Raw genomic sequence first — 20,123 nt, 5'->3', positions numbered from 1 at the left:
AGGGAAACCGGCAGCATCCGACGCCGGAAGGAGTAAGTCACCCATGTCAGAACAGACAACCGTCTGGGATTTAGCGCTGATCCAGAAGTACAACTATTCAGGTCCGCGATACACATCCTATCCAACAGCACTCGAATTCAGCGAAAGCTACGACGATGCGGCTTTTAAACAAGCGGCTGTCCGTTACCCTGAGCGTTCCCTTTCTCTGTATGTGCATATCCCTTTCTGCCATAAGCTCTGCTATTTCTGTGGCTGCAATAAACTGGTAACCCGTCAGCAGCATAAAGCCGAAGAATATCTCAACGTACTTGAGAAAGAGATAAGTCACCGTGCGCCGCTCTTTAAGGGCCGTCAGGTCAGTCAGTTGCATTGGGGCGGTGGTACTCCGACTTACCTCGATAAAGCGCAGATAAGCCGTCTGATGGGCCTTCTGCGGGCACACTTTGATATTCTCCCCGATGCAGAAATGTCACTGGAAGTGGATCCCCGCGAAATCGAGCTGAATGTGCTCGACCATCTGCGCAGCGAAGGCTTTAATCGTCTGAGCATGGGCGTGCAGGATTTCAATAAAGAAGTGCAGCGTCTGGTGAATCGCGAGCAGGATGAAGATTTTATCTTTGCGCTGATTGAACGCGCCAGAGCGCTGGGTTTCAATTCCACCAACATCGACCTGATTTACGGCCTGCCGAAGCAAACGGCGGAAAGTTTTGCGTATACGCTGCAACGCGTGGCAGAACTGAACCCGGATCGCCTGAGCGTGTTCAATTACGCCCACATGCCAAAACTGTTTGCCGCTCAGCGCAAAATCAAAGACGCTGATTTGCCGGGCGCAGAAGAGAAACTGAAAATTCTGCAGGAAACTATTGCCTCGCTGACCGCCTCCGGTTACCGCTTTATCGGCATGGATCACTTTGCGCGTCCTGATGACGAACTGGCGATTGCCCAACGTGAAGGCAAGTTGCACCGTAATTTCCAGGGATATACCACGCAGGGCGACAGCGATTTACTGGGAATGGGCGTGTCAGCCATCAGCATGCTGGGCGATACTTACGCGCAGAACGAGAAAGACCTCAAAACGTATTACGCCAGAGTAGAAGAGCAGGGGAATGCGTTATGGCGCGGTCTGGAAATGACGGATGATGATTGCCTGCGTCGCGATGTCATTAAATCGCTGATCTGCCATTTCGAGCTGAGCTTTGCGGATATCGAAGAGCGATATGGCATCCGCTTTACCGACTATTTTTCCGATGACCTGGCGCTGCTGAAACCGCTGGTTGAAGACGGGCTGGTTGAGGTGAGCGAGACGCATATTCAGGTAACGCCGCGCGGGCGTTTGCTTATCCGCAACATCTGCATGTGCTTTGATATTTATCTGCGCCGTCAGGTACGTCAGCAGCAATTCTCCCGCGTGATCTGATTTCTTTGCTATCAACAAAAACAGCCGCATGAGCGGCTGTTTTGCTTTCTGGCACAAGGCTTTTATTTCAGGCCCGGTTATTCCATACCCAGTTCTTTCAGCTTGCGGGTTAGCGTATTGCGTCCCCAGCCCAGTAAGCGTGCGGCTTCCTGTTTATGTCCCTGCGTGTGACGCAATGCCGTGGTCAGCAAAGTGCGCTCCATTTCAGGCTGCGCTTCTGACAACAGGTTTTGATGACCGGAACGCAGGGCGCGATCGGCCCATTGTGCCAGCAGCGTCGCCCAGCTGTCCGGTAAGCTCTGACCGCCGGTTTCCGGGGCAGACGTTTCAAACAGTTCGCTCGGTAAATCCTGAATCAGGACTTCCTGACCCGCAGCCATCACCGTTAACCAGCGACAGGTGTTTTCCAGCTGGCGCACGTTGCCTTGCCACGGCAGACGCGTCAGCGCGGTTTCCGTTTCCGGATGCAGGTTCTTCGCTTCCACGCCCAGTTCTTTCGCCGCCACTTGCAGGAAATAACGCGCCAGACGCGGAATATCTTCGCGACGTTCGCGCAGCGGTGGCAGATGGACACGGATAACGTTCAGGCGGTGGAATAAATCCTCGCGGAATTTTCCTTCCTGAACCCGTAATTCCAGATTCTGGTGAGTCGCAGCGATAATACGCACATCCACTTTCACCGGCGCATAGCCGCCCACACGATAGAACTGACCATCAGCCAGCACGCGCAGAAGACGGGTTTGCACATCGAGGGGCATATCACCGATTTCATCAAGGAACAGCGTGCCGTTGTCGGCCTGCTCAAAACGTCCCTGACGGATGGTGTTAGCGCCAGTAAACGCCCCTTTCTCATGGCCGAATAGTTCGGATTCGATCAGGTCTTTCGGGATTGCCGCCATGTTCAGTGCGATAAAAGGCGCTTTGGCGCGCGGGCTGTGACGGTGTAAAGCATGAGCCACCAGCTCTTTACCGGTACCGGATTCCCCGTTAATCAGCACGCTGATTGAAGAGCGGGACAAACGGCCGATGATGCGAAAGACGTCCTGCATGGCTGGCGCTTCGCCGATAATATCCGCCGTCGGGCCACTTGCCGGCTGGCTGCGAGCCGGTTGCTGTTGCTCCTGATAATGGCTGATAGCGCGTTCAACCAGCGCCACTGCTTCGTCGATGTCGAAAGGTTTTGGCAGATAATCAAATGCGCCTTGCTGATAGGCGCTGACCGCCGCATCCAGATCGGAGTGCGCTGTCATTATGATGACCGGAAGCATCGGGTGGCGCTGTTTAATCTGCTTTAACAGCGCTAAACCGTCCATCCCCGGCATACGGATATCTGATAACAAAACGTCAGGGGTTTGAGTCGCAATGGCATCAAGCACTTCATTGCCGCTGTCAAACGTGGTGCAGGTCAAACCGGCTCCAGTGAGCGCACGTTCAAGTACCCAGCGGATGGAGCTATCGTCATCGACGATCCAGACTATCCCTCGTTGCATAAGAACCTCACTGGCGAATAGGCAGGAAAACCGAGAATTCGGTATGTCCTGGCCAACTGTTAAATTCAACTTTACCCGAATGCTGGTCAATCAAACTGCGTGCGATAGAGAGGCCCAGTCCGGTGCCCCCTTCGCGGCCACTGACCATGGGGTAAAAAAGAGTGTCCTGCAAATGTGCCGGTACGCCGGGGCCGTCATCTTCAATATCGATGCGTGCCGCCAGACGATAACGCACGCCGTGTAACGTAATCTGGAAAGCAGTCCGCGTACGCAATGTTATTGTGCCGCCTTCCTCCCCCAGCGCCTGCAAGGCATTGCGGGTGATATTCAATAAAATCTGTTCTATCTGATCAGGGTCGTGTGCCAGTTCCGGCAGGCTCGGATCATAGTCCCGTACCAGCTGAACGTTATCGGGTTTTTCCATCGACACCAGCTGACAAACGCGCTCCGCAACCTGATGAATACTTTGTGTCACATGCTGGCTCGGACGTTGCGGACCCAGCAATCTGTCGACCAGATTACGCAGACGGTCGGCCTGCTCAATAATGACTTTGGTGTACTCAAGCAAAGCCGGATCGGGCAGCGCTCTGGATAACAACTGTGCCGCACCACGCAAACCGCCAAGCGGATTTTTAATTTCATGCGCGAGACCGCGGATCAAATCTCGGGCTGCAACCTGTTGAGCATGCTGCAATTGTTCCTGACTCAAACGTCGCTGATTATCCATCGGCGCCAGTTCGACCAGAATAAAACCTTCCGGCAGCATCTGTGCGGTCAGTGACAACACATGCGCGCGGCCATCGACGACTAAAGTCACTTCGCTGTCTGTAAAGCCCTGTCCGGCTGTCAGACTTTCACGCATTAACTCGATGTTCAGCGAAAAATATCCCACCAGCTCTGGCAACGGGGTGCCAAAAAGTTTGCGGGAACTTTGCGCCAGTAATTGCTGAGCCGCCGGGTTGGCGTAATGCACAGCCAAATCGTCGTCCAACAGCAGAACGCTGTTGATTAAAGAATTCAGGATCTGCCCAGCATCGGGCAGCTTGCCAGTTGCCATACCGCAGTCTCCCGCACCTGATGGGTGCAATTTGTCTCGCTACCCGGCCAAAACACGGGTCAGAGGGGTTAAGCAGGAAAGAGTGTGGAGAAAAAAGCCCATCCGGAGATGGGCTGAAAGTTTCCACGGCAACAAATAAAATCGTCTTACTTGATTTTGACGCTGAAGGCTTTCTTACCGCCAGGCCTCCAGTCGGGTATTTCTCTCAGCGCCGGTCAGAGGACGGGCGCTGAGTTCAGCAGCTAATTCGAGAATTAAACGCTGTCTTTAGACGCTGTAGTACAGCTCGAACTCAACCGGATGCGGAGTCATACGCACGCGATCCATTTCTTCTTTACGCAGACCAATGTAAGCATCGATAGCGTCGTCAGTGAACACGCCGCCACGGGTCAGGAACTCGCGGTCTTCGTTCAGTGCGTTCAGCGCTTCTTCCAGTGAACCTGCAACTTTTGGAATTTCTGCTTCTTCTTCCGGTGGCAGGTCATACAGGTTTTTGTCCATCGCATCGCCAGGGTGGATCTTGTTGATGATACCGTCCAGGCCAGCCATCATCAGTGCAGCAAACGCCAGGTATGGGTTAGCCGCTGGATCAGGGAAGCGTGCTTCGATACGCATCGCTTTAGGCGTTGATACGTGTGGAATACGGATGGATGCAGAACGGTTACGCGCAGAGTAAGCCAGCATCACTGGCGCTTCGTAGCCCGGGACCAAACGCTTGTAGGAGTTGGTAGTCGGGTTAGCGTAGGCGTTGATCGCTTTAGCGTGCTTGATGATACCGCCGATGTAGAACAGTGCCATTTCAGACAGGCCGCCGTATTTGTCGCCAGCGAACAGGTTGTTACCGTTCTTGGACAGAGACATGTGGCAGTGCATACCGGAACCGTTATCGCCAAACATTGGTTTTGGCATGAAGGTCGCAGTTTTGCCAAATGCGTGAGCCACGTTGTGAACCACGTATTTGTAGATTTGAATTTCGTCCGCTTTTTTGGTCAGGGTATTGAAGCGGGTTGCCACTTCGTTCTGACCCGCGGTTGCCACTTCGTGGTGGTGAGCTTCAACAACCAGACCCATTTCTTCCATGGTCAGACACATGGTAGAACGCAGATCCTGGGAGGAGTCGACCGGAGGAACCGGGAAGTAACCACCTTTAACTGCAGGACGGTGGCCTTTGTTGCCGCCTTCATATTTGGTGCTGGAGTTCCATGCGCCTTCGATATCATCGATAGCCACGTGAGAACCGGAGATGCTGCTGCCGAAGCGCACATCATCAAACAGGAAGAATTCTGGCTCTGGCCCGAACAGAACGGTGTCCGCGATACCGGAAGAGCGCAGGAAGTCTTCTGCACGTTTTGCGGTAGAACGTGGGTCGCGGTCATAACCTTGCAGCGTAGTTGGCTCAAGGATGTCGCAACGAATGATCAGCGTGGTTTCTTCGTAGAACGGGTCAAGAACAGCAGTGCTCGCATCTGGCATCAAAACCATGTCAGATTCGTTAATGCCTTTCCAGCCACCGATTGAAGAGCCATCAAACATTTTGCCTTCTTCGAAGAAGTCAGCGCTAACCTGGTGTGCAGGAATGGTGACGTGCTGTTCTTTGCCTTTGGTATCTGTGAAACGTAAATCTACGAATTTCACTTCATGCTCATTCAGCATCGTCAAAACGTGTTCAGCGGACATACTAGTTCTCCCGAATTTCTCATTATCGTCGTGGAACGAATAACCATTTTTGGTCTTTAGTTGGAAATAACAGCTTTACTTGAACTGGCGTGTGGACTGAACAGCGCTATTATTTGACTGGTCAGACGCGTCACCCTGTAAAAACTTTTTTTTACCCTAAAAACTATTAGCGAAAAGTGTGCCAACTTTGAGAAAATGCAAACAACGCCATTTTACAGGGCTCTTGCACTCGATAAGTATGCACCATAACGGAATTTCTGCACTATAATGGTGCTATCTCTGAGATGCATGGCACCAAAACGGTGCGTCATAATGGTTCAGTGATCTTTTTGCACCGTGAAAGGGATCACAAAGTAACCATCCACAAGTTGTTTCATCAAGATCCTTGTGATCTTGTTTAGAACCTCGCTTAATACGTGTACAATAGCGCGCTATTTCTAATGCCTGAGGCAAAGCTGTGATCGAAAATTTGCGTAACATCGCCATTATTGCCCACGTTGACCATGGTAAAACCACCCTGGTCGACAAGCTGCTACAACAATCCGGTACTTTCGGAGAGCGTGTAGAAGCCACTGAACGCGTAATGGACTCCAACGATTTGGAGAAAGAGCGTGGGATTACCATCCTCGCAAAAAACACCGCCATTAATTGGAAAGACTACCGCATCAACATCGTGGATACCCCAGGACACGCCGACTTCGGCGGTGAGGTAGAGCGTGTGATGTCAATGGTCGACTCGGTGCTGCTGGTTGTGGATGCAATGGATGGCCCAATGCCGCAAACCCGTTTCGTGACCAAAAAAGCATTCGCTAATGGTCTGAAACCGATCGTGGTAATCAACAAGGTTGACCGCCCTGGCGCGCGTCCTGACTGGGTTGTTGATCAGGTCTTCGACCTGTTCGTAAACCTGGACGCAACCGACGAACAACTCGATTTCCCAATCATCTATGCATCAGCATTGATGGGTATCGCGGGTAACGACCATAACGATATGGCCGAAGACATGACCCCGTTGTACCAGGCGATCGTTGACCACGTATCTCCGCCACAAGTTGAGATGGATGCACCTTTCCAGATGCAAATCTCTCAGCTGGACTACAACAACTATGTTGGCGTCATCGGCATCGGCCGCATCAAACGCGGTACCGTTAAGCCTAACCAGCAAATCACTGTCATCGACAGCGAAGGCAAAACCCGTAACGGTAAAGTCGGTAAAGTTCTGACCCACATGGGTCTTGAGCGTATCGAAGCCACCGTTGCTGAAGCGGGCGACATCATCGCAATCACCGGCCTGGGCGAACTGAACATCTCCGACACAATCTGTGATCCGGCGAATGTTGAAGCTCTGCCAGCGCTGAGCGTTGATGAACCAACAGTAACCATGTACTTCAACGTAAACACCTCTCCGTTCTGTGGTAAAGAAGGTAAGTATGTGACTTCACGTCAGATCCTTGACCGTCTGAACAAAGAACTGGTGCACAACGTTGCATTGCGTGTTGAAGAAACTGAAGATGCTGATGCATTCCGCGTTTCAGGCCGTGGTGAACTTCACCTGTCGGTTCTGATCGAAAACATGCGTCGTGAAGGTTTCGAGCTGGCGGTTTCCCGTCCTAAAGTAATCAACCGTAAAATCGATGGCCGCATGCAAGAGCCATTCGAGAACGTGACACTGGATATCGAAGAGCAACACCAGGGTTCTGTAATGCAGGCCATGGGTGAGCGTAAAGGCGATGTCAAAGACATGATCCCAGACGGCAAAGGTCGTATCCGTCTTGATTACCTGATCCCTGCACGTGGCCTGATCGGCTTCCGTACAGAATTCATGACCATGACTTCTGGTACCGGTCTGCTGTACTCCACGTTCAGCCACTACGATGACGTTCGTCCGGGCGAAATCGGCCAGCGTCAGAACGGCGTGCTGATCTCCAACGGTCAGGGTAAAGCAGTTGCGTTCGCACTGTTCAGCCTGCAAGACCGCGGTAAATTGTTCCTGGGCCACGGCGCAGAAGTGTATGAAGGCCAGATCATCGGTATTCACTCACGTTCTAACGACCTGACCGTGAACTGCCTGACCGGTAAGAAACTGACCAACATGCGTGCGTCCGGTACTGACGAAGCAACGACTCTGGTTCCTGCTATCAAAATGTCTCTGGAGCAAGCTCTGGAATTCATCGATGATGACGAACTGGTCGAAGTGACTCCTCAGTCTGTACGTATTCGTAAACGTCACCTGACCGAGAACGATCGTAAACGTGCAATGCGTGGTCCTAAAGAAGGTTAATCTTCTTTAACGCGTGCCGTTACACAGAAACAGGGTGCCTTTGGGTACCCTGTTTTTTTTTGTCTTTTTTCTAACGCTGAGCTCAACAGCGCAACTCTGTCACTGTTCAGGTGTACGTTTTACCGCTAAAGTTAAAAGTCATCTTTGAAATCAGGAGCGTGCAATGCTGTACATTTTTGATATGGGAAACGTCATTATTGATATTGATTTCAAACGTGTCCTTGGCGTGTGGAGCCATCTCAGCGGAACGCCACTGGCTACGCTGACCGAGCGCTTCAAAATGGGCGAGGTGTTCCAGCAGCACGAGCGGGGTGAAATCAGCGATGAGCAGTTCGCCGCCGATTTGTGTAATGAAATGGGCATTGCGCTCAGTTTTGAGCAGTTCAGTGCGGGCTGGCACGCCGTTTTCGTCGGTTTACGTCCTGAAGTCATCACGTTATTCCAAAAGCTGCGCGAAGAAGGTCATCGCGTTGTCGTGCTGTCGAATACTAACCGCTTACACCTGGATTTCTGGCCGCAGCACTATCCGGAAATCGAAGCCAATACCGATGCGATGTATCTTTCGCAAAATCTGGGTATGCGCAAACCTGAACCGGAAATTTTCCAGCATGTGCTGGAGAAAGAAGGATTCACCGCGGATCAGGCCGTGTTCTTTGATGATGTTGCTGAAAACATCGAGGCTGCCCGTGCGGCAGGCATTGAAGCTGTGTGGGTGGAAGATAACCAGACGGTACCGAAATACTTTTCCTGAAGGATGTAAGGATGCACAAAAGGGCATTGAGCCACTACCCAAAATCATTATGGAAATTCACAGTCCTGCTCTTAAAGCGCTCAGATAAGGATGGCCTGACGCTTCTGGCGGGCCATTTAGCCTATGTTTCTTTGCTTTCTCTGGTTCCGCTGATTGCCGTGGTGTTTTCGCTGTTTGCATTATTTCCGGTCTTTTCGGATATCAGTGCACAGTTGAAAACCTTCATCTTTTCTAACTTCATGCCCGCCACGGGCAATACCATTCAGCGTTATCTCGAACAGTTTGTTGCCAACTCCAGCAAAATGACGGCGGTGGGTACCTGCGGATTAATTGTCACCGCATTACTGCTGATCGCTTCAGTGGACAGCGTGCTGAATAAAATCTGGGACAGCAAAACCAAGCGTCCGATTGTGTTCTCATTTGCGGTGTACTGGATGGTATTAACGCTCGGGCCCATTCTTCTGGTGGCCAGCGTGGCGGTCAGCTCTTATTTACTCTCCCTGAACTGGCTTAACCTCAGCGGCGTGCATTCCCTCATCGACCATGCGCTGCGGATCCTGCCGTTACTGATTTCCTGGGTGACGTTCTGGCTCTTATATCAGGTCGTGCCAACGGTGAGAGTTCCGGCAAAGGATGCGCTGGTTGGCGCCCTGGTTTCCGGTGCCTTATTTGAGCTGAGTAAAAAAATCTTCACCTTGTATATTCAGCTTTTCCCATCGTATCAGTTGATTTACGGTGTACTGGCTGTGATCCCCATTTTATTTCTCTGGGTCTATGTCAGCTGGTGTATCGTGCTTCTTGGCGCAGAAATTACCGTCACGCTTGGCGAGTTCCGTTCTGTGAGAAAATTGCAGTCTGCTCAATACAAAGCAGAAGAATAATCAGTTCGAAGGATTTGTATGATTGCGTTAATTCAGCGGGTATTGAATGCCAGCGTGACTATCGATGGCGACGTTTGCGGCCAGATAGGGCCGGGATTACTGGTTTTGCTGGGTGTTGAACAGGGCGATGACGAACAAAAAGCTAAACGCCTTTGCGAACGGGTGATCGGGTACCGAATTTTCGGTGACGAAAATGACAAAATGAATCTTAACGTACAGCAGGCGGGCGGTAGCCTGCTGGTGGTGTCGCAGTTCACACTGGCGGCTGACACACAAAAAGGCATGCGTCCGGGGTTTTCACGCGGTGCTGAACCACAGGAAGCCGACCGGTTGTATCAGTATTTTTGCGGGCAGTGTCGTGAGAAAGGCATTGTGACCGAAACCGGGCGTTTCGCTGCGGATATGAAAGTGGCACTGGTGAACGACGGGCCGGTGACCTTCTGGCTACAAGTCTGATCGATAAGGCATAACGCCGGAGAGAACGCATCTATGTATCACCTTAGAGTACCGACGACCGAAAAAGAGCTGGCCGCCTATTACCGATTCCGCTGGGAAATGCTGCGCAAACCACTGCGTCAGCCTGAAGGTTCCGAACGTGATGCCTACGATTCCATTGCGCATCATCAGATGGTCGTGGATGAAAGCGGCGAGCCGGTTGCTGTTGGCCGTTTATACATTAATGCCGATAACGAAGCCTCAATCCGCTTCCTGGCCGTTGACCCGAATGTACAGGACAAAGGGTTAGGAACACTGGTGGCGATGACCCTGGAGTCTGTGGCGCGTCAGGAAGGGGTAAAGCGCGTAGTCTGTAGCGCCCGCGAAGACGCAGTGGATTTTTTTGCCAAACTGGGCTTTGTGAATCAGGGGGAAATTACCACCCCGCAAACTACACCGGTTCGTCACTTCCTGATGATTAAACCGATCGAAACGCTGGATGATATTCTTCATCGCCCCGACTGGTGCGGACAACTGCAACAAGCCTGGTACGACCATATCCCGCTGAGTGAGAAAATGGGTGTGCGGATCAGCCAGTATACCGGACAGCGTTTTGTCACCACGATGCCGGAAACCGGCAATCAGAATCCGCACCATACGTTATTTGCGGGAAGTCTGTTCTCGCTGGCAACGCTGACTGGCTGGGGTTTGATCTGGCTGCTGCTGCGTGAACGGCATCTGGGCGGCACCATTGTGCTGGCGGATGCCCATATCCGTTACAGTTCACCGGTGACCGGCAGGCCGCGTGCGGTGGCGGATTTAGGCTCTGTCAGCGGCGACCTTGATCGTCTGGCTCGCGGGCGTAAGGCGCGCGTGCAACTCGAAGTGAATTTATACGGCGATGAGGTAGACGGCGCGGTGTTTGAAGGTACCTATCTGGTGCTTCCTGCTGCACCCGGCGCACCGCTCGAACCCGAAATTAACTGATTTGCTTTAGCCCAAACAAAAGGCACCGCGACTGCGGTGCCTTTTTGCGTTATAGGCAGACAAACTGATTTATGGCGCAACGGCGGCTGGCGCTCCGGAAACCAATCCGTTCACCATTCTCTGGTCAATGGTCTGGCTGCCGTTTATCTGCAATGTGCCGTTCAGCGTCGGTTTGTAATCGACATTTGCCGGCATTTGCCCGTGCAGATTGAGCTGCATATTGACGTTACCTTCCAGCGGCACATGTGGCCATCCCCAGTTTTCCAGCTGATTTGCCGGTACGGAGCGACCGGTCATCTTCAATGAGAAATGACGTTGCGGCTGCTGGTCAACGGTCGCACTGGCTTCCAGTAAACCTTCTTTAGTAAAGGCGCTCAGTTCGGAAATATTCACCTGACTGTCGTTTGCATTCAGGGTTATGGAAGGACGACGCACGTCATTACGATTAAATGTGGCTTCGCTGGCATTCAGATTTAGCGTACCACTCCAGATCCCCCACTGATGATTACGCGCCAGCAACAGATTATTGCCCAGACCATCAAGCGCGGTCAGCTGGAAAGGGAACTGCGGGTTGATATCAATAATCAGGTTTCGGTTGGCAATAAACCGGCTGACAAAGACTTCAGAAAGCGAATCCGGCAACGCATGATTCCAGAGCTGTTTCCAGTTTTCCGGCAACGTATATTCCAGGCCAGCAACGGAAACTTCATCAAGTTGCAGTCGTTTGTTGGCGCGCAACCAGTTCCCCGTGGTACGGAGCAAGCTGCGCTCCCAGCGCGCCGTCGCCTGTTTAATAGCAATGCCCTTCGGCGAAAGGTCGAGACTGATAATGGGATCCTGGATATGCAGATTGCCATCAATCATATCGGTCGCATTCAGGGTGATTTCCCCGTCATCACTTTGCCAGTCGCCTTTTTCCAGGGTCAGATCCTGCACAGACAAATCAACGTCGCTGAATGCCCAGTCTGTTCCCTGCAAGCGGGCGTCGATCAGGTCAAGGCGCTGGATAGTCACTTTGGGCAATGTCTGGTAATCATCAAAAAAAGCAGCAAGTGATTTAGAGGTTTGCAGGCGTACATTGCTCAGGCGCAGGTTTTCAATGTTCCAGCTACCGTCAGCGGCCTGTGTGGCTTTACCTGTCAGCTGACCGCGCGCCAGATCGCCGCCAAAATTACTCAGCGTCAGATTCTTATTATTGATATTGCCCTGAATCAGCACATTTTCGGCCGGAAGACCGTTGACCGTCAGATTCGCGGCACTCAGCTGGAAATCGGCTTTGTCACCCAGTAGCTGAGCCGGTTTTGGCTGCCACGGCGAAATGCCGGCATTAATCTGCTGTCCCTGAATATCTAATCCGGCGATATTCCCGGTCAGCGCCATTTTGCTGAGCTGCAGCGTATTGGCCTGCAACGGTAAATTCATTGAGGAAGGGCTGACGCTGAGGCGACCGTTAGCCAGAACGACGCGATCGAAAAAGCGTGGCTCGGTTATCTGTCGCAAGCTTAAATCCAGATCGACTTCGCCAGCGTTCAGGATTTCCGGCTGATTCTTTTGCCCGAAGACGACATTGTTTAACGTCACACGACCCGGAGACGACCAGTTGTGGTCGATTTTCTCTACGGAGACGCGGTACTCGCTGTTATCGCTGATCCAGCGGCTGACCCCGCCAGCCGCCCAGCGGGTTTGTAATAGGACGTACACCAGCACGATCGCCAGCACCAGAAGTAAGGCGAACGTCAGCAAAATTTTACCGATAAATCTCATCGTCTGGAGCCCTGTAGCGGGAAAGCGGAAAAAAGATTCTTTGTTTATGCCGCAAACAGCGACTTTTCTCAACAGGTTAGCAGAATGGAGACAATAAAAAGCGGCAGGGGTTCCAGACCCGCTGCCGCTGTTGCACGCGGATTACATCCCGTGATTACTTTTCGTGAGGGAAGACCAGATTCAGAACAATCGCAGTAATACCACCAGCAGCAATTCCCGAAGACAGAAGAGTTTTCAGCCAGTCGGGCGCGAATTGCAGGATCAGCGGTTGCTGGGAAACACCCATACCGACGGCCAGTGAAAGCGCCATGATCATAATTGCGCGGCGGTTAAGGCGCTCGCGGGAAACAATACGCACGCCGGAAGCCGCGATCGTACCGAACATCACGATGGTTGCGCCGCCCAGAACCGGTTCAGGAATATGTTGCACAAAACCCGCTACGGCAGGGAACAGCCCAAGGATGATCAGCATCAGAGCGACAACAAAACCGACATAGCGGCTGGCAACACCGGTCAGCTGAATCACGCCGTTGTTCTGCCCGAAGCAGGAGTTCGGAAAGGTGTTAAACACCGCAGACAGCATTGAGTTCAGGCCGTTTGCCAGAACGCCGCCTTTGATGCGCTTCATATAAAGCGGGCCGCTGACCGGCTGCTCCGAAACGTCTGAGGTCGCGGTAATATCACCGATAGTTTCCAGCGACGTGACCATGAAAATCAGCATCAGCGGGATCAGCAGATTCCAGTCGAAGCCCAGACCGTAATACAGCGGCGTCGGTAAGGTTATCCAGTTTGTTTGTGCAGCTGGCGCGACGGAGGGCAACATCCCCATCATCCAGGCCGCCAGATAACCCACGGCCATCGCGATCACCAGAGATGCCACGCGCAGATAAGGATTGCGCTGACGGTTCAGCAGAACAATCACCACCAGCACCACGGCAGCCAGCAACAGATTTTTCGGCGCGCCGAAAGTGTGATCACTCATGGCCGAGTAACCGCCGCCAATAGACGTCAGTCCGACCTGAATCAGTGAAAGCCCGATAATCATCACCACGATGCCGGAAACCAGCGGCGTGATAATGCGGCGCGCGAGATGCAGGAAACGGGAAAGAATGATTTCAGTACAGGAAGCCAGCATCAGGGTGCCAAACAGCGCTGCCATCATGGTCGGGACATCGGCACCGCCATTTTTCAGCGCCATTCCGCCCATGATAAGCGGTGCCACAAAGTTAAAACTGGTGCCCTGAATGGAGAGTAAACCTGAACCGACAGGCCCCCAGGTTTTAATCTGCAAAATGGAAGCGAGGCCAGAGGCGAACAGCGACATGCTGATGATGTGCTGCGTGTCCTGCGCGGGTAAACCCAGCGCCTGGCAAATCAGCAATGCCGGTGTGATCACCGCAACAAACATCGCCAGCAAATGCTGACAGGCGGCAAATAACGTCTGAGGAAGTGGCGGACGATCTTCAAGGCGGTAAATCAGTTCACTTTTTTGCTGGCGTGAGAGGTCAGATTGCTGTGTTTCTTGTTCTGCGGTTTGCGAACTCATGTTGTGGCATTCCAATAAGCGGCAAAGCGGGCATTTTTATTGAAATCACCGATAAAAGCAATCGTTTGCTATCGGCAATTTTGGGTGGAATGTTTGGGTTAAGGGGAGATTTACGATCTGTTTTTCTTGCTTATCGCAGCTTTAATGACTTCTAATTCAGCCTCTGGGGAAATGATACTTAAATGAGATGTTTATAACTCAATAATATTTTTGGATATTTTTTTAAAATGGAGTTTTTCAATGATTCAACTCGACACCTACGGCACGCTCGTTGCCGCCACGTTGGTACTCCTTTTAGGACGAAAATGCGTCCAGTCGGTCAAATTTCTAAAGAAATACACTATTCCTGAGCCCGTTGCCGGCGGGTTGCTGGTCGCTTTGCTGTTGCTGATCGCCAATCAGATGTTCGGATTGGAAATCGGCTTTGATATGTCCCTTAAAGAGCCCCTGATGCTGGCGTTCTTTGCGACAATTGGTTTGAATGCCAATCTTTCCAGCTTGCGTGCAGGCGGCAAATCTTTATTTCTTCTGGTCTTTGTCGTTATCGGCCTGTTGCTGATGCAAAACGCCATCGGTATCGGGATGGCGAAAATGTTGGGGCTTGATCCGCTGATGGGCTTGCTGGCCGGTTCGATTACACTTTCTGGCGGTCACGGAACAGGTGCAGCGTGGAGCAAGCTGTTTATCGAACGTTATGGCTTTGAAAACGCGACGGAAGTTGCTATGGCCTGCGCGACCTTCGGCCTGGTGTTAGGTGGAATCATCGGCGGGCCGGTGGCGCGTTATCTGGTCAGCCATTCTTCAACACCAAACGGCACACCGGAAGATGCCGCCGATCCCAGCGCATTTGAAAAACCGACCATCGGGCGGATGATCACCCCGCTGGTGATGGTGGAAACGATCGCGCTGATCGCGATATGTCTGATGGCTGGAACTTACTTTGACAGCCTGCTTCAGGGGTCTGCCTTCGAAATTCCGACATTTGTCTGTGTTCTGTTCGTGGGCGTGATCCTGAGCAACGTCATGGCGTGGCTCGGTTTTTATCGTGTTTTTGACCGGGCCGTTTCAGTACTGGGTAATGTCAGCCTGTCGTTGTTCCTTGCGATGGCACTGATGAGCCTGAAGCTGTGGGAAATGGCGTCACTGGCTTTGCCGATGATGGCAATCCTCATCGTACAGACCATCGCGATGGCGCTTTACGCGATTTTCGTAACGTATCGCGTAATGGGCAAAAACTATGATGCCGCGGTACTGGCTGCCGGACATTGCGGCTTCGGACTGGGTGCAACGCCGACGGCGATTGCGAATATGCAGGCGATCACCAACCAGTTTGGTCCTTCGCATCTGGCCTTCCTGGTTGTGCCGATGGTTGGGGCATTCTTCATTGATATTGCCAATGCGATCGTCATTAAACTGTATCTGATGCTGCCAATATTCCCGGCTTTCAGTTAAAAAAACAGGCACAGAAGTTTCGCTTCTGTGCCTGCCTTTCCTTCTGATTTATCGCTTACTGTGCTGCTTTTTCCGTAAACACCTCTTCCGCTTCAGCGGCTTTCTCCTGCGCCATTAGCTGTTTTTCATAAACCTTGAAAAACGGATAGTAAATCACCATCGAAAGCGCCATCAGCATGACGACCAGAATCGACACTTTGAAATCCCAGCCCATTGCCCAGGCTGCGCCAATCGGCGCCGGAGATGTCCAGGGAACCAGTGAAATCATATGCGGCAGAAGATCGGTTTTAACCGCAGTATAGGCAATGACGGCATTCACCATCGGTGCCAGAAGGAAGGGGATGAAAAATACCGGGTTCATAACAATTGGCGTGCCGAAGATCACCGGCTCATTAATGTTAAAGCAGCTGGGTACCAGACTGAGTTTGCCCATTGTGCGCAGATGCGCCGACTTGCTGCGACAAAACAGCAACACCAGCCCGATGGTTGCGCCGGAGCCGCCGATAACGATCAGGAAATTCCAGAAAGCCTCGGTCATGATGTGCGTCATCGGTAAACCTGCGGCGAGATCTGTCTGATTCAGGCCAAGGTTGGTTAACCAGAAAGCCTGCAACATGCCGGAAACGATGGCTGAACCGTGAATGCCGGCAAACCACAACAGGTGGCAAATCAGCACGGCGAGAAGTACCGCGGGCAGTGAGTCAGCGGCGGAAATCAGCGGTTCGAACAGCGCCATAATCGCCTGTGGCAACAGCATGTCAAACCCTGACTGCACCAGCAAACTCAAAGGGAAAAGCGTCACCACCACCGCAATAATCGGGATCAGCAAATCGAATGAATGCTTAATGTTTGAAGGAACCTGTTCAGGTAAGCGTATGCCGATATTGTATTTTTTCAGCAGCCGCGTCAGCTCAGTCACATAAATCGCCACCAGAATGGCGGTAAATATGCCCACGCCACCCAGCGCGACGGTCGACATTTTCTCATCAACCTGCGGCGCAGCGACCAGCAGAAAAGACATCAGCGCCAGCATCGCCGTCATAAACGGGTCAAGTTTGTAACTTCTTGCCAGATTGTAGGCAATCGATGCCGCGATGTAGATCGACATAATCCCCATCGTCATATTGAACGGCGTCAAAATTTGTACTTCATATTTTGCCGAAAGCGCCAGCCAGCTCCTGGCGAAACCCCACGAAGATTCAGGCGAGAATGGCGGGTGGACAAAAACCAGTAAAAAAGAGCCGACAATCATAAACGGCATTGCTGAAATAAAACCGTCACGTACCGCCATGACGTGGCGTTGCGAGGAAAGGCGGGCAGCAAAAGGGCTGATCTTTTGTTCTATAAAGTTAAAGAGGGATTGGCTGATACTCATGATGATTTGACCTTATGTTGAGGACATCAGACAGGGTTGCCTTAATTATCATCAGTGTAGTGATGGGGTATGAAACCGGTTACCGACTTTGCCTCACTCTGTGAAGGTCATCAAATAACCAACGAAGAAAGCAGTTCAGCTGCGGTGACATTAAAATTTGCATGAATGTGAAGGCGCAAAAACATCATTTTTAATAATGCTTCGACGATAAGAGAGAGTGGAGAAGGGGATCAGGCGTTGGTGTATCTGACTCTTTCCGGCAGCCAGCGTTCTATCAATGCTTTGGCGTGATCCGGGAACTGCTGTTGCAGATAGCGCGCTATACGCTGCACGTCGGGGATCATTGCCTGGTCGCGTAACAGGTCCGCGACTTTAAACTCTGCACTGCCAGTCTGGCGCGTACCCAGTAATTCGCCCGGTCCGCGGATCTCTAAATCCTGCTGGGCAATGACAAAACCATCGTTACTGTCACGCAGTACCTGCAAACGCTTCTGCGCAGTTTTGCTCAGCGGCGTTTTATAGAGCAGAACACAGTGGGAAGCCACGGCACCGCGCCCGACGCGGCCGCGCAGCTGGTGTAATTGCGCCAGCCCTAAACGCTCCGGGTTTTCGATAATCATCAGGCTGGCATTTGGTACGTCAACGCCGACTTCAATAACGGTCGTCGCCACCAGAAGTTGCACTTCGCCTTGTTTAAACGCCTGCATGACGGCCTGTTTTTCCTGCGCTTTCATGCGCCCATGCACCAGCCCGATATTGAGCGCTGGCAGGGCCTCTTTCAGTCCTTCCCAGGTGGCTTCGGCTGCCTGAGCCTCGAGCATTTCTGATTCTTCGATCAGCGTACACACCCAATAAGCCTGACGGTTTTCCTGCTCGCAGGCACTTTTGACGCGGCTGATAATATCACTGCGGCGGGTATCGGGGATCGCGACGGTTGTCACCGGCGTACGGCCTGGCGGCAGTTCGTCGATCACTGACGTATCAAGATCCGCATAGGCAGTCATGGCCAGAGTTCGCGGGATAGGCGTCGCCGTCATGATCAGCTGATGCGGATGGAACCCTTGTTGCAGGCCTTTCTCCCACAGCGCCAGACGCTGGTGTACACCAAACCGGTGCTGTTCATCAATGATGACCAGAGAAAGTGACGAGAACAAAACCTGCTCCTGGAAGATGGCATGCGTGCCCACCACCATTGAAACCTGACCGCTGGCAATCGCGTCTTGCTGCGCCTGCCGGGCTTTACCTTTTTGTTTTCCTGCCAGCCAGCCGACCTGAATTCCCAGCGGTTCAAACCACTGACGGAAATTATTGGCATGTTGTTCGGCCAGCAATTCTGTCGGCGCCATTAATCCGACCTGTTGCCCCTGAGCGATAGCGCAGAGTGCCGCTAGAGCTGCTACCAGCGTCTTGCCAGAACCCACATCACCCTGAACCAGACGCATCATCGGGTAGCTTTTCGCTAAATCCTGCTCGATTTCAGCCACCACGCGCTGCTGCGCGCCTGTCGGGCTGAAAGGAAGAGAAGCGAGGAACTGTTTTTTCAGGCGATCGTCATGGTGCAATGGCAGTGCTTTATAGCTTTGTGTACCGGCGCGAACGGCCAGCATACTGAGATTATGCGCCACCAGTTCTTCCATAATCAGGCGTCGCTGAGCAGGATGATGACCTTTCTCAAGATCGGCGAGCTGGATATCAGGCGGCGGGCGATGCAGTAAATGCAGCGCCTGAGGAAGCGGGATCAGCGAACGGCTTAATTCTTCCGGCAATAATTCGGCGATAGGTACGGTATCGAGTAATTCTAAAGCCTGATCGGTCAGTTTACGCAGTGTTGCCTGGCGAATACCTTCCGTTGTCGGATAGACCGGCGTCAGCGATTCCTGCAAAACCACTTCACTGTTTTCACCCTGAATGCGGTATTCCGGATGAATGATTTCAGCGCCGATGGTGCCGCGTTTAATTTCGCCATACGCGGTGACACGGCGGCCTGCTGCCAGACTGTTTTTCATCGCGGCGTTAAAATTGAAGAACCGCAACGTCACCATGCCAGTGCCATCGCTTATCTGACAGGTCAGCATTCTGCGGCGGCCAAAACTGATATCACTGCGCAGCACTTCGCCTTCTATAGTTGCGAAAATGCCAGGCTGTAAATCATTGATGGTGTAAAGGCGGGTACGGTCTTCATAACGCAAAGGCAGGTGAAGCAGTAAATCCTGAATAGTTTCAAGGCCGAGTTTAGCGAGTTTATCTGCCTGACTGGCTCCGACGCCGGAAAGCGACGTCAGCGGGATGGCGTCGAGCAGGCGGCCTTTCATCTTTTTTTAACCGTCATTTGCATCGCAGACCACCATTCGTCATCGGCAACAATCTGACCGTGATCGTCAATGAAAGGGCGTGGCAGTTTCTTGCGCTTCGCCACATTCGACAGCACCGGATAGCCACCTTCAAACAGCAGTCGCTGCTGCTCTTTCTCGCTCAGCAGGCTGGTTTCACGGCGATACAGACCGGCATTTTCCCGCTGGCGCTGTGCTTCGTACAGGATAAGTGCTGAGGCGACAGATACGTTCAGAGATTGCACCATCCCGATCATCGGAATGATGATATCGCTGTCCGCGAGAGCTAAAGCTTCTGGAGTGATACCCGTTTTTTCTTGTCCGAGCAAGATACAGGTCGGACGGGTGTAATCAATGGCACGGAAATCGACAGCTTTTTCAGAAAGATTCGTAGCGAGTATTTGCATACCCTTCGCCTTCATTTTGGCGACGGCTTCCTGAATGGTTTTGTGTGTTTTGACCTGAACCCAGCTGTTGCTGCCCGCCGCCGAAGAGACCAGTGTTTTCATTCGGGTAGTAGGCCAGACGGCATGGATTTCATGAACGCCGACGGCATCTGCCGTGCGAATGACGGCAGAAACGTTATGCGGTTTATGCACCTGTTCCATGCAGACCGTCAGGTCTGGCTGTCGGGCCGCAAGCATTTCGCGGATACGCGCATAACGTTCTGGGGTCATAAC

The 20,123-nt window shown here is 52.3% G+C and carries 15 protein-coding genes; 7 read left to right on the top strand and 8 right to left on the bottom strand.

The genetic code is table 11. From position 1 onward, the window contains the following. Positions 1-43 precede the first annotated feature (43 nt). A complete protein-coding gene (gene hemN / locus ACM615_RS04865; RefSeq protein WP_113877654.1) occupies positions 44-1,417 on the top strand; it encodes an oxygen-independent coproporphyrinogen III oxidase in 1,374 nt (457 codons plus the stop codon). A gap of 77 nt (positions 1,418-1,494) precedes the next feature. Here hemN and glnG read toward each other — a convergent pair whose 3' ends face one another. The 3 genes from glnG to glnA form a co-directional block, all read right to left on the bottom strand. Further along, positions 1,495-2,907, bottom strand: coding sequence for a nitrogen regulation protein NR(I) (gene glnG / locus ACM615_RS04860; protein ID WP_095924078.1), 1,413 nt, complete (start codon positions 2,905-2,907; stop codon positions 1,495-1,497). A 7-nt stretch (positions 2,908-2,914) separates the two neighbouring features. Further along, positions 2,915-3,964 carry a nitrogen regulation protein NR(II) gene (glnL, locus tag ACM615_RS04855; RefSeq protein ID WP_112289289.1) on the bottom strand — a complete coding sequence of 350 codons (1,050 nt, stop codon included), beginning with the start codon at positions 3,962-3,964 and terminating at the stop codon, positions 2,915-2,917. A 267-nt stretch (positions 3,965-4,231) separates the two neighbouring features. Beyond that, on the bottom strand, positions 4,232-5,641 hold the full coding sequence (gene glnA, locus ACM615_RS04850; RefSeq protein WP_013577652.1) for a glutamate--ammonia ligase: 1,410 nt from the start codon (positions 5,639-5,641) through the stop codon (positions 4,232-4,234). 457 nt (positions 5,642-6,098) lie between these two features. On the opposite strand from glnA, the gene typA reads away from it, so the two are divergent. From typA to fabY, 5 genes are all read left to right on the top strand, one after another. Then, positions 6,099-7,922, top strand: coding sequence for a ribosome-dependent GTPase TypA (gene typA, locus ACM615_RS04845; protein ID WP_112289290.1), 1,824 nt, complete (start codon positions 6,099-6,101; stop codon positions 7,920-7,922). Between the two features lie 163 nt (positions 7,923-8,085). Then, the gene (yihX, locus tag ACM615_RS04840; RefSeq protein ID WP_113877652.1) at positions 8,086-8,673 is read left to right on the top strand and encodes a glucose-1-phosphatase; all 588 of its coding nucleotides are present in this window, start codon (positions 8,086-8,088) and stop codon (positions 8,671-8,673) included. Between the two features lie 11 nt (positions 8,674-8,684). Beyond that, entirely contained in the window at positions 8,685-9,554 is an 870-nt protein-coding gene (locus tag ACM615_RS04835) for a virulence factor BrkB family protein (protein ID WP_112289292.1), read from the top strand. Positions 9,555-9,572: 18 nt separating this feature from the next. After that, the gene (gene dtd, locus ACM615_RS04830; protein ID WP_112289293.1) at positions 9,573-10,010 is read left to right on the top strand and encodes a D-aminoacyl-tRNA deacylase; all 438 of its coding nucleotides are present in this window, start codon (positions 9,573-9,575) and stop codon (positions 10,008-10,010) included. Positions 10,011-10,043: 33 nt separating this feature from the next. Next, the gene (gene fabY / locus ACM615_RS04825; protein ID WP_112289294.1) at positions 10,044-10,976 is read left to right on the top strand and encodes a fatty acid biosynthesis protein FabY; all 933 of its coding nucleotides are present in this window, start codon (positions 10,044-10,046) and stop codon (positions 10,974-10,976) included. A gap of 69 nt (positions 10,977-11,045) precedes the next feature. Here fabY and ACM615_RS04820 read toward each other — a convergent pair whose 3' ends face one another. Beyond that, a complete protein-coding gene (locus ACM615_RS04820) occupies positions 11,046-12,740 on the bottom strand; it encodes an AsmA family protein (protein ID WP_431011527.1) in 1,695 nt (564 codons plus the stop codon). A 154-nt stretch (positions 12,741-12,894) separates the two neighbouring features. After that, positions 12,895-14,286 (bottom strand): nucleobase:cation symporter-2 family protein, encoded by a 1,392-nt coding sequence (locus tag ACM615_RS04815; protein ID WP_113877650.1) that lies wholly within the window; start codon positions 14,284-14,286, stop codon positions 12,895-12,897. Positions 14,287-14,526: 240 nt separating this feature from the next. On the opposite strand from ACM615_RS04815, the gene gltS reads away from it, so the two are divergent. Next, positions 14,527-15,738: a sodium/glutamate symporter gene (gene gltS, locus ACM615_RS04810; RefSeq protein WP_113877649.1), complete on the top strand. Its 1,212-nt coding sequence runs from the start codon at positions 14,527-14,529 to the stop codon at positions 15,736-15,738. A 55-nt stretch (positions 15,739-15,793) separates the two neighbouring features. Here the strand turns inward: gltS and ACM615_RS04805 are convergent, their stop codons facing one another. From ACM615_RS04805 to trmH, 3 genes are all read right to left on the bottom strand, one after another. Next, the gene (locus ACM615_RS04805) at positions 15,794-17,113 is read right to left on the bottom strand and encodes a PTS sugar transporter subunit IIC (protein WP_113877648.1); all 1,320 of its coding nucleotides are present in this window, start codon (positions 17,111-17,113) and stop codon (positions 15,794-15,796) included. A 230-nt stretch (positions 17,114-17,343) separates the two neighbouring features. After that, positions 17,344-19,425: an ATP-dependent DNA helicase RecG gene (recG, locus tag ACM615_RS04800; RefSeq protein WP_113877647.1), complete on the bottom strand. Its 2,082-nt coding sequence runs from the start codon at positions 19,423-19,425 to the stop codon at positions 17,344-17,346. Next, the gene (gene trmH, locus ACM615_RS04795; RefSeq protein WP_112289299.1) at positions 19,422-20,120 is read right to left on the bottom strand and encodes a tRNA (guanosine(18)-2'-O)-methyltransferase TrmH; all 699 of its coding nucleotides are present in this window, start codon (positions 20,118-20,120) and stop codon (positions 19,422-19,424) included. The genes recG and trmH overlap by 4 nt, the downstream gene beginning before the upstream one ends. Between the last annotated feature and the right edge of the window lie 3 nt (positions 20,121-20,123).

The organism is Rahnella sp. PAMC25617 (genome assembly GCF_050606005.1).
Lineage (GTDB): Bacteria > Pseudomonadota > Gammaproteobacteria > Enterobacterales > Enterobacteriaceae > Rahnella > Rahnella variigena.
This window is presented reverse-complemented; position numbering and strand designations above follow the sequence as displayed.

Coding starts and splice junctions, on each gene's coding strand:
- ACM615_RS04820 (WP_431011527.1), bottom strand. CDS start 12,740: ATGAGATTTATCGGTAAAATTTTGCTGACGTTCGCCTTACTTCTGGTG.
- hemN (WP_113877654.1), top strand. CDS start 44: ATGTCAGAACAGACAACCGTCTGGGATTTAGCGCTGATCCAGAAGTAC.
- glnA (WP_013577652.1), bottom strand. CDS start 5,641: ATGTCCGCTGAACACGTTTTGACGATGCTGAATGAGCATGAAGTGAAA.
- gltS (WP_113877649.1), top strand. CDS start 14,527: ATGATTCAACTCGACACCTACGGCACGCTCGTTGCCGCCACGTTGGTA.
- yihX (WP_113877652.1), top strand. CDS start 8,086: ATGCTGTACATTTTTGATATGGGAAACGTCATTATTGATATTGATTTC.
- ACM615_RS04805 (WP_113877648.1), bottom strand. CDS start 17,113: ATGAGTATCAGCCAATCCCTCTTTAACTTTATAGAACAAAAGATCAGC.
- ACM615_RS04815 (WP_113877650.1), bottom strand. CDS start 14,286: ATGAGTTCGCAAACCGCAGAACAAGAAACACAGCAATCTGACCTCTCA.
- dtd (WP_112289293.1), top strand. CDS start 9,573: ATGATTGCGTTAATTCAGCGGGTATTGAATGCCAGCGTGACTATCGAT.
- recG (WP_113877647.1), bottom strand. CDS start 19,425: ATGAAAGGCCGCCTGCTCGACGCCATCCCGCTGACGTCGCTTTCCGGC.
- fabY (WP_112289294.1), top strand. CDS start 10,044: ATGTATCACCTTAGAGTACCGACGACCGAAAAAGAGCTGGCCGCCTAT.
- ACM615_RS04835 (WP_112289292.1), top strand. CDS start 8,685: ATGCACAAAAGGGCATTGAGCCACTACCCAAAATCATTATGGAAATTC.
- glnL (WP_112289289.1), bottom strand. CDS start 3,964: ATGGCAACTGGCAAGCTGCCCGATGCTGGGCAGATCCTGAATTCTTTA.
- glnG (WP_095924078.1), bottom strand. CDS start 2,907: ATGCAACGAGGGATAGTCTGGATCGTCGATGACGATAGCTCCATCCGC.
- trmH (WP_112289299.1), bottom strand. CDS start 20,120: ATGACCCCAGAACGTTATGCGCGTATCCGCGAAATGCTTGCGGCCCGA.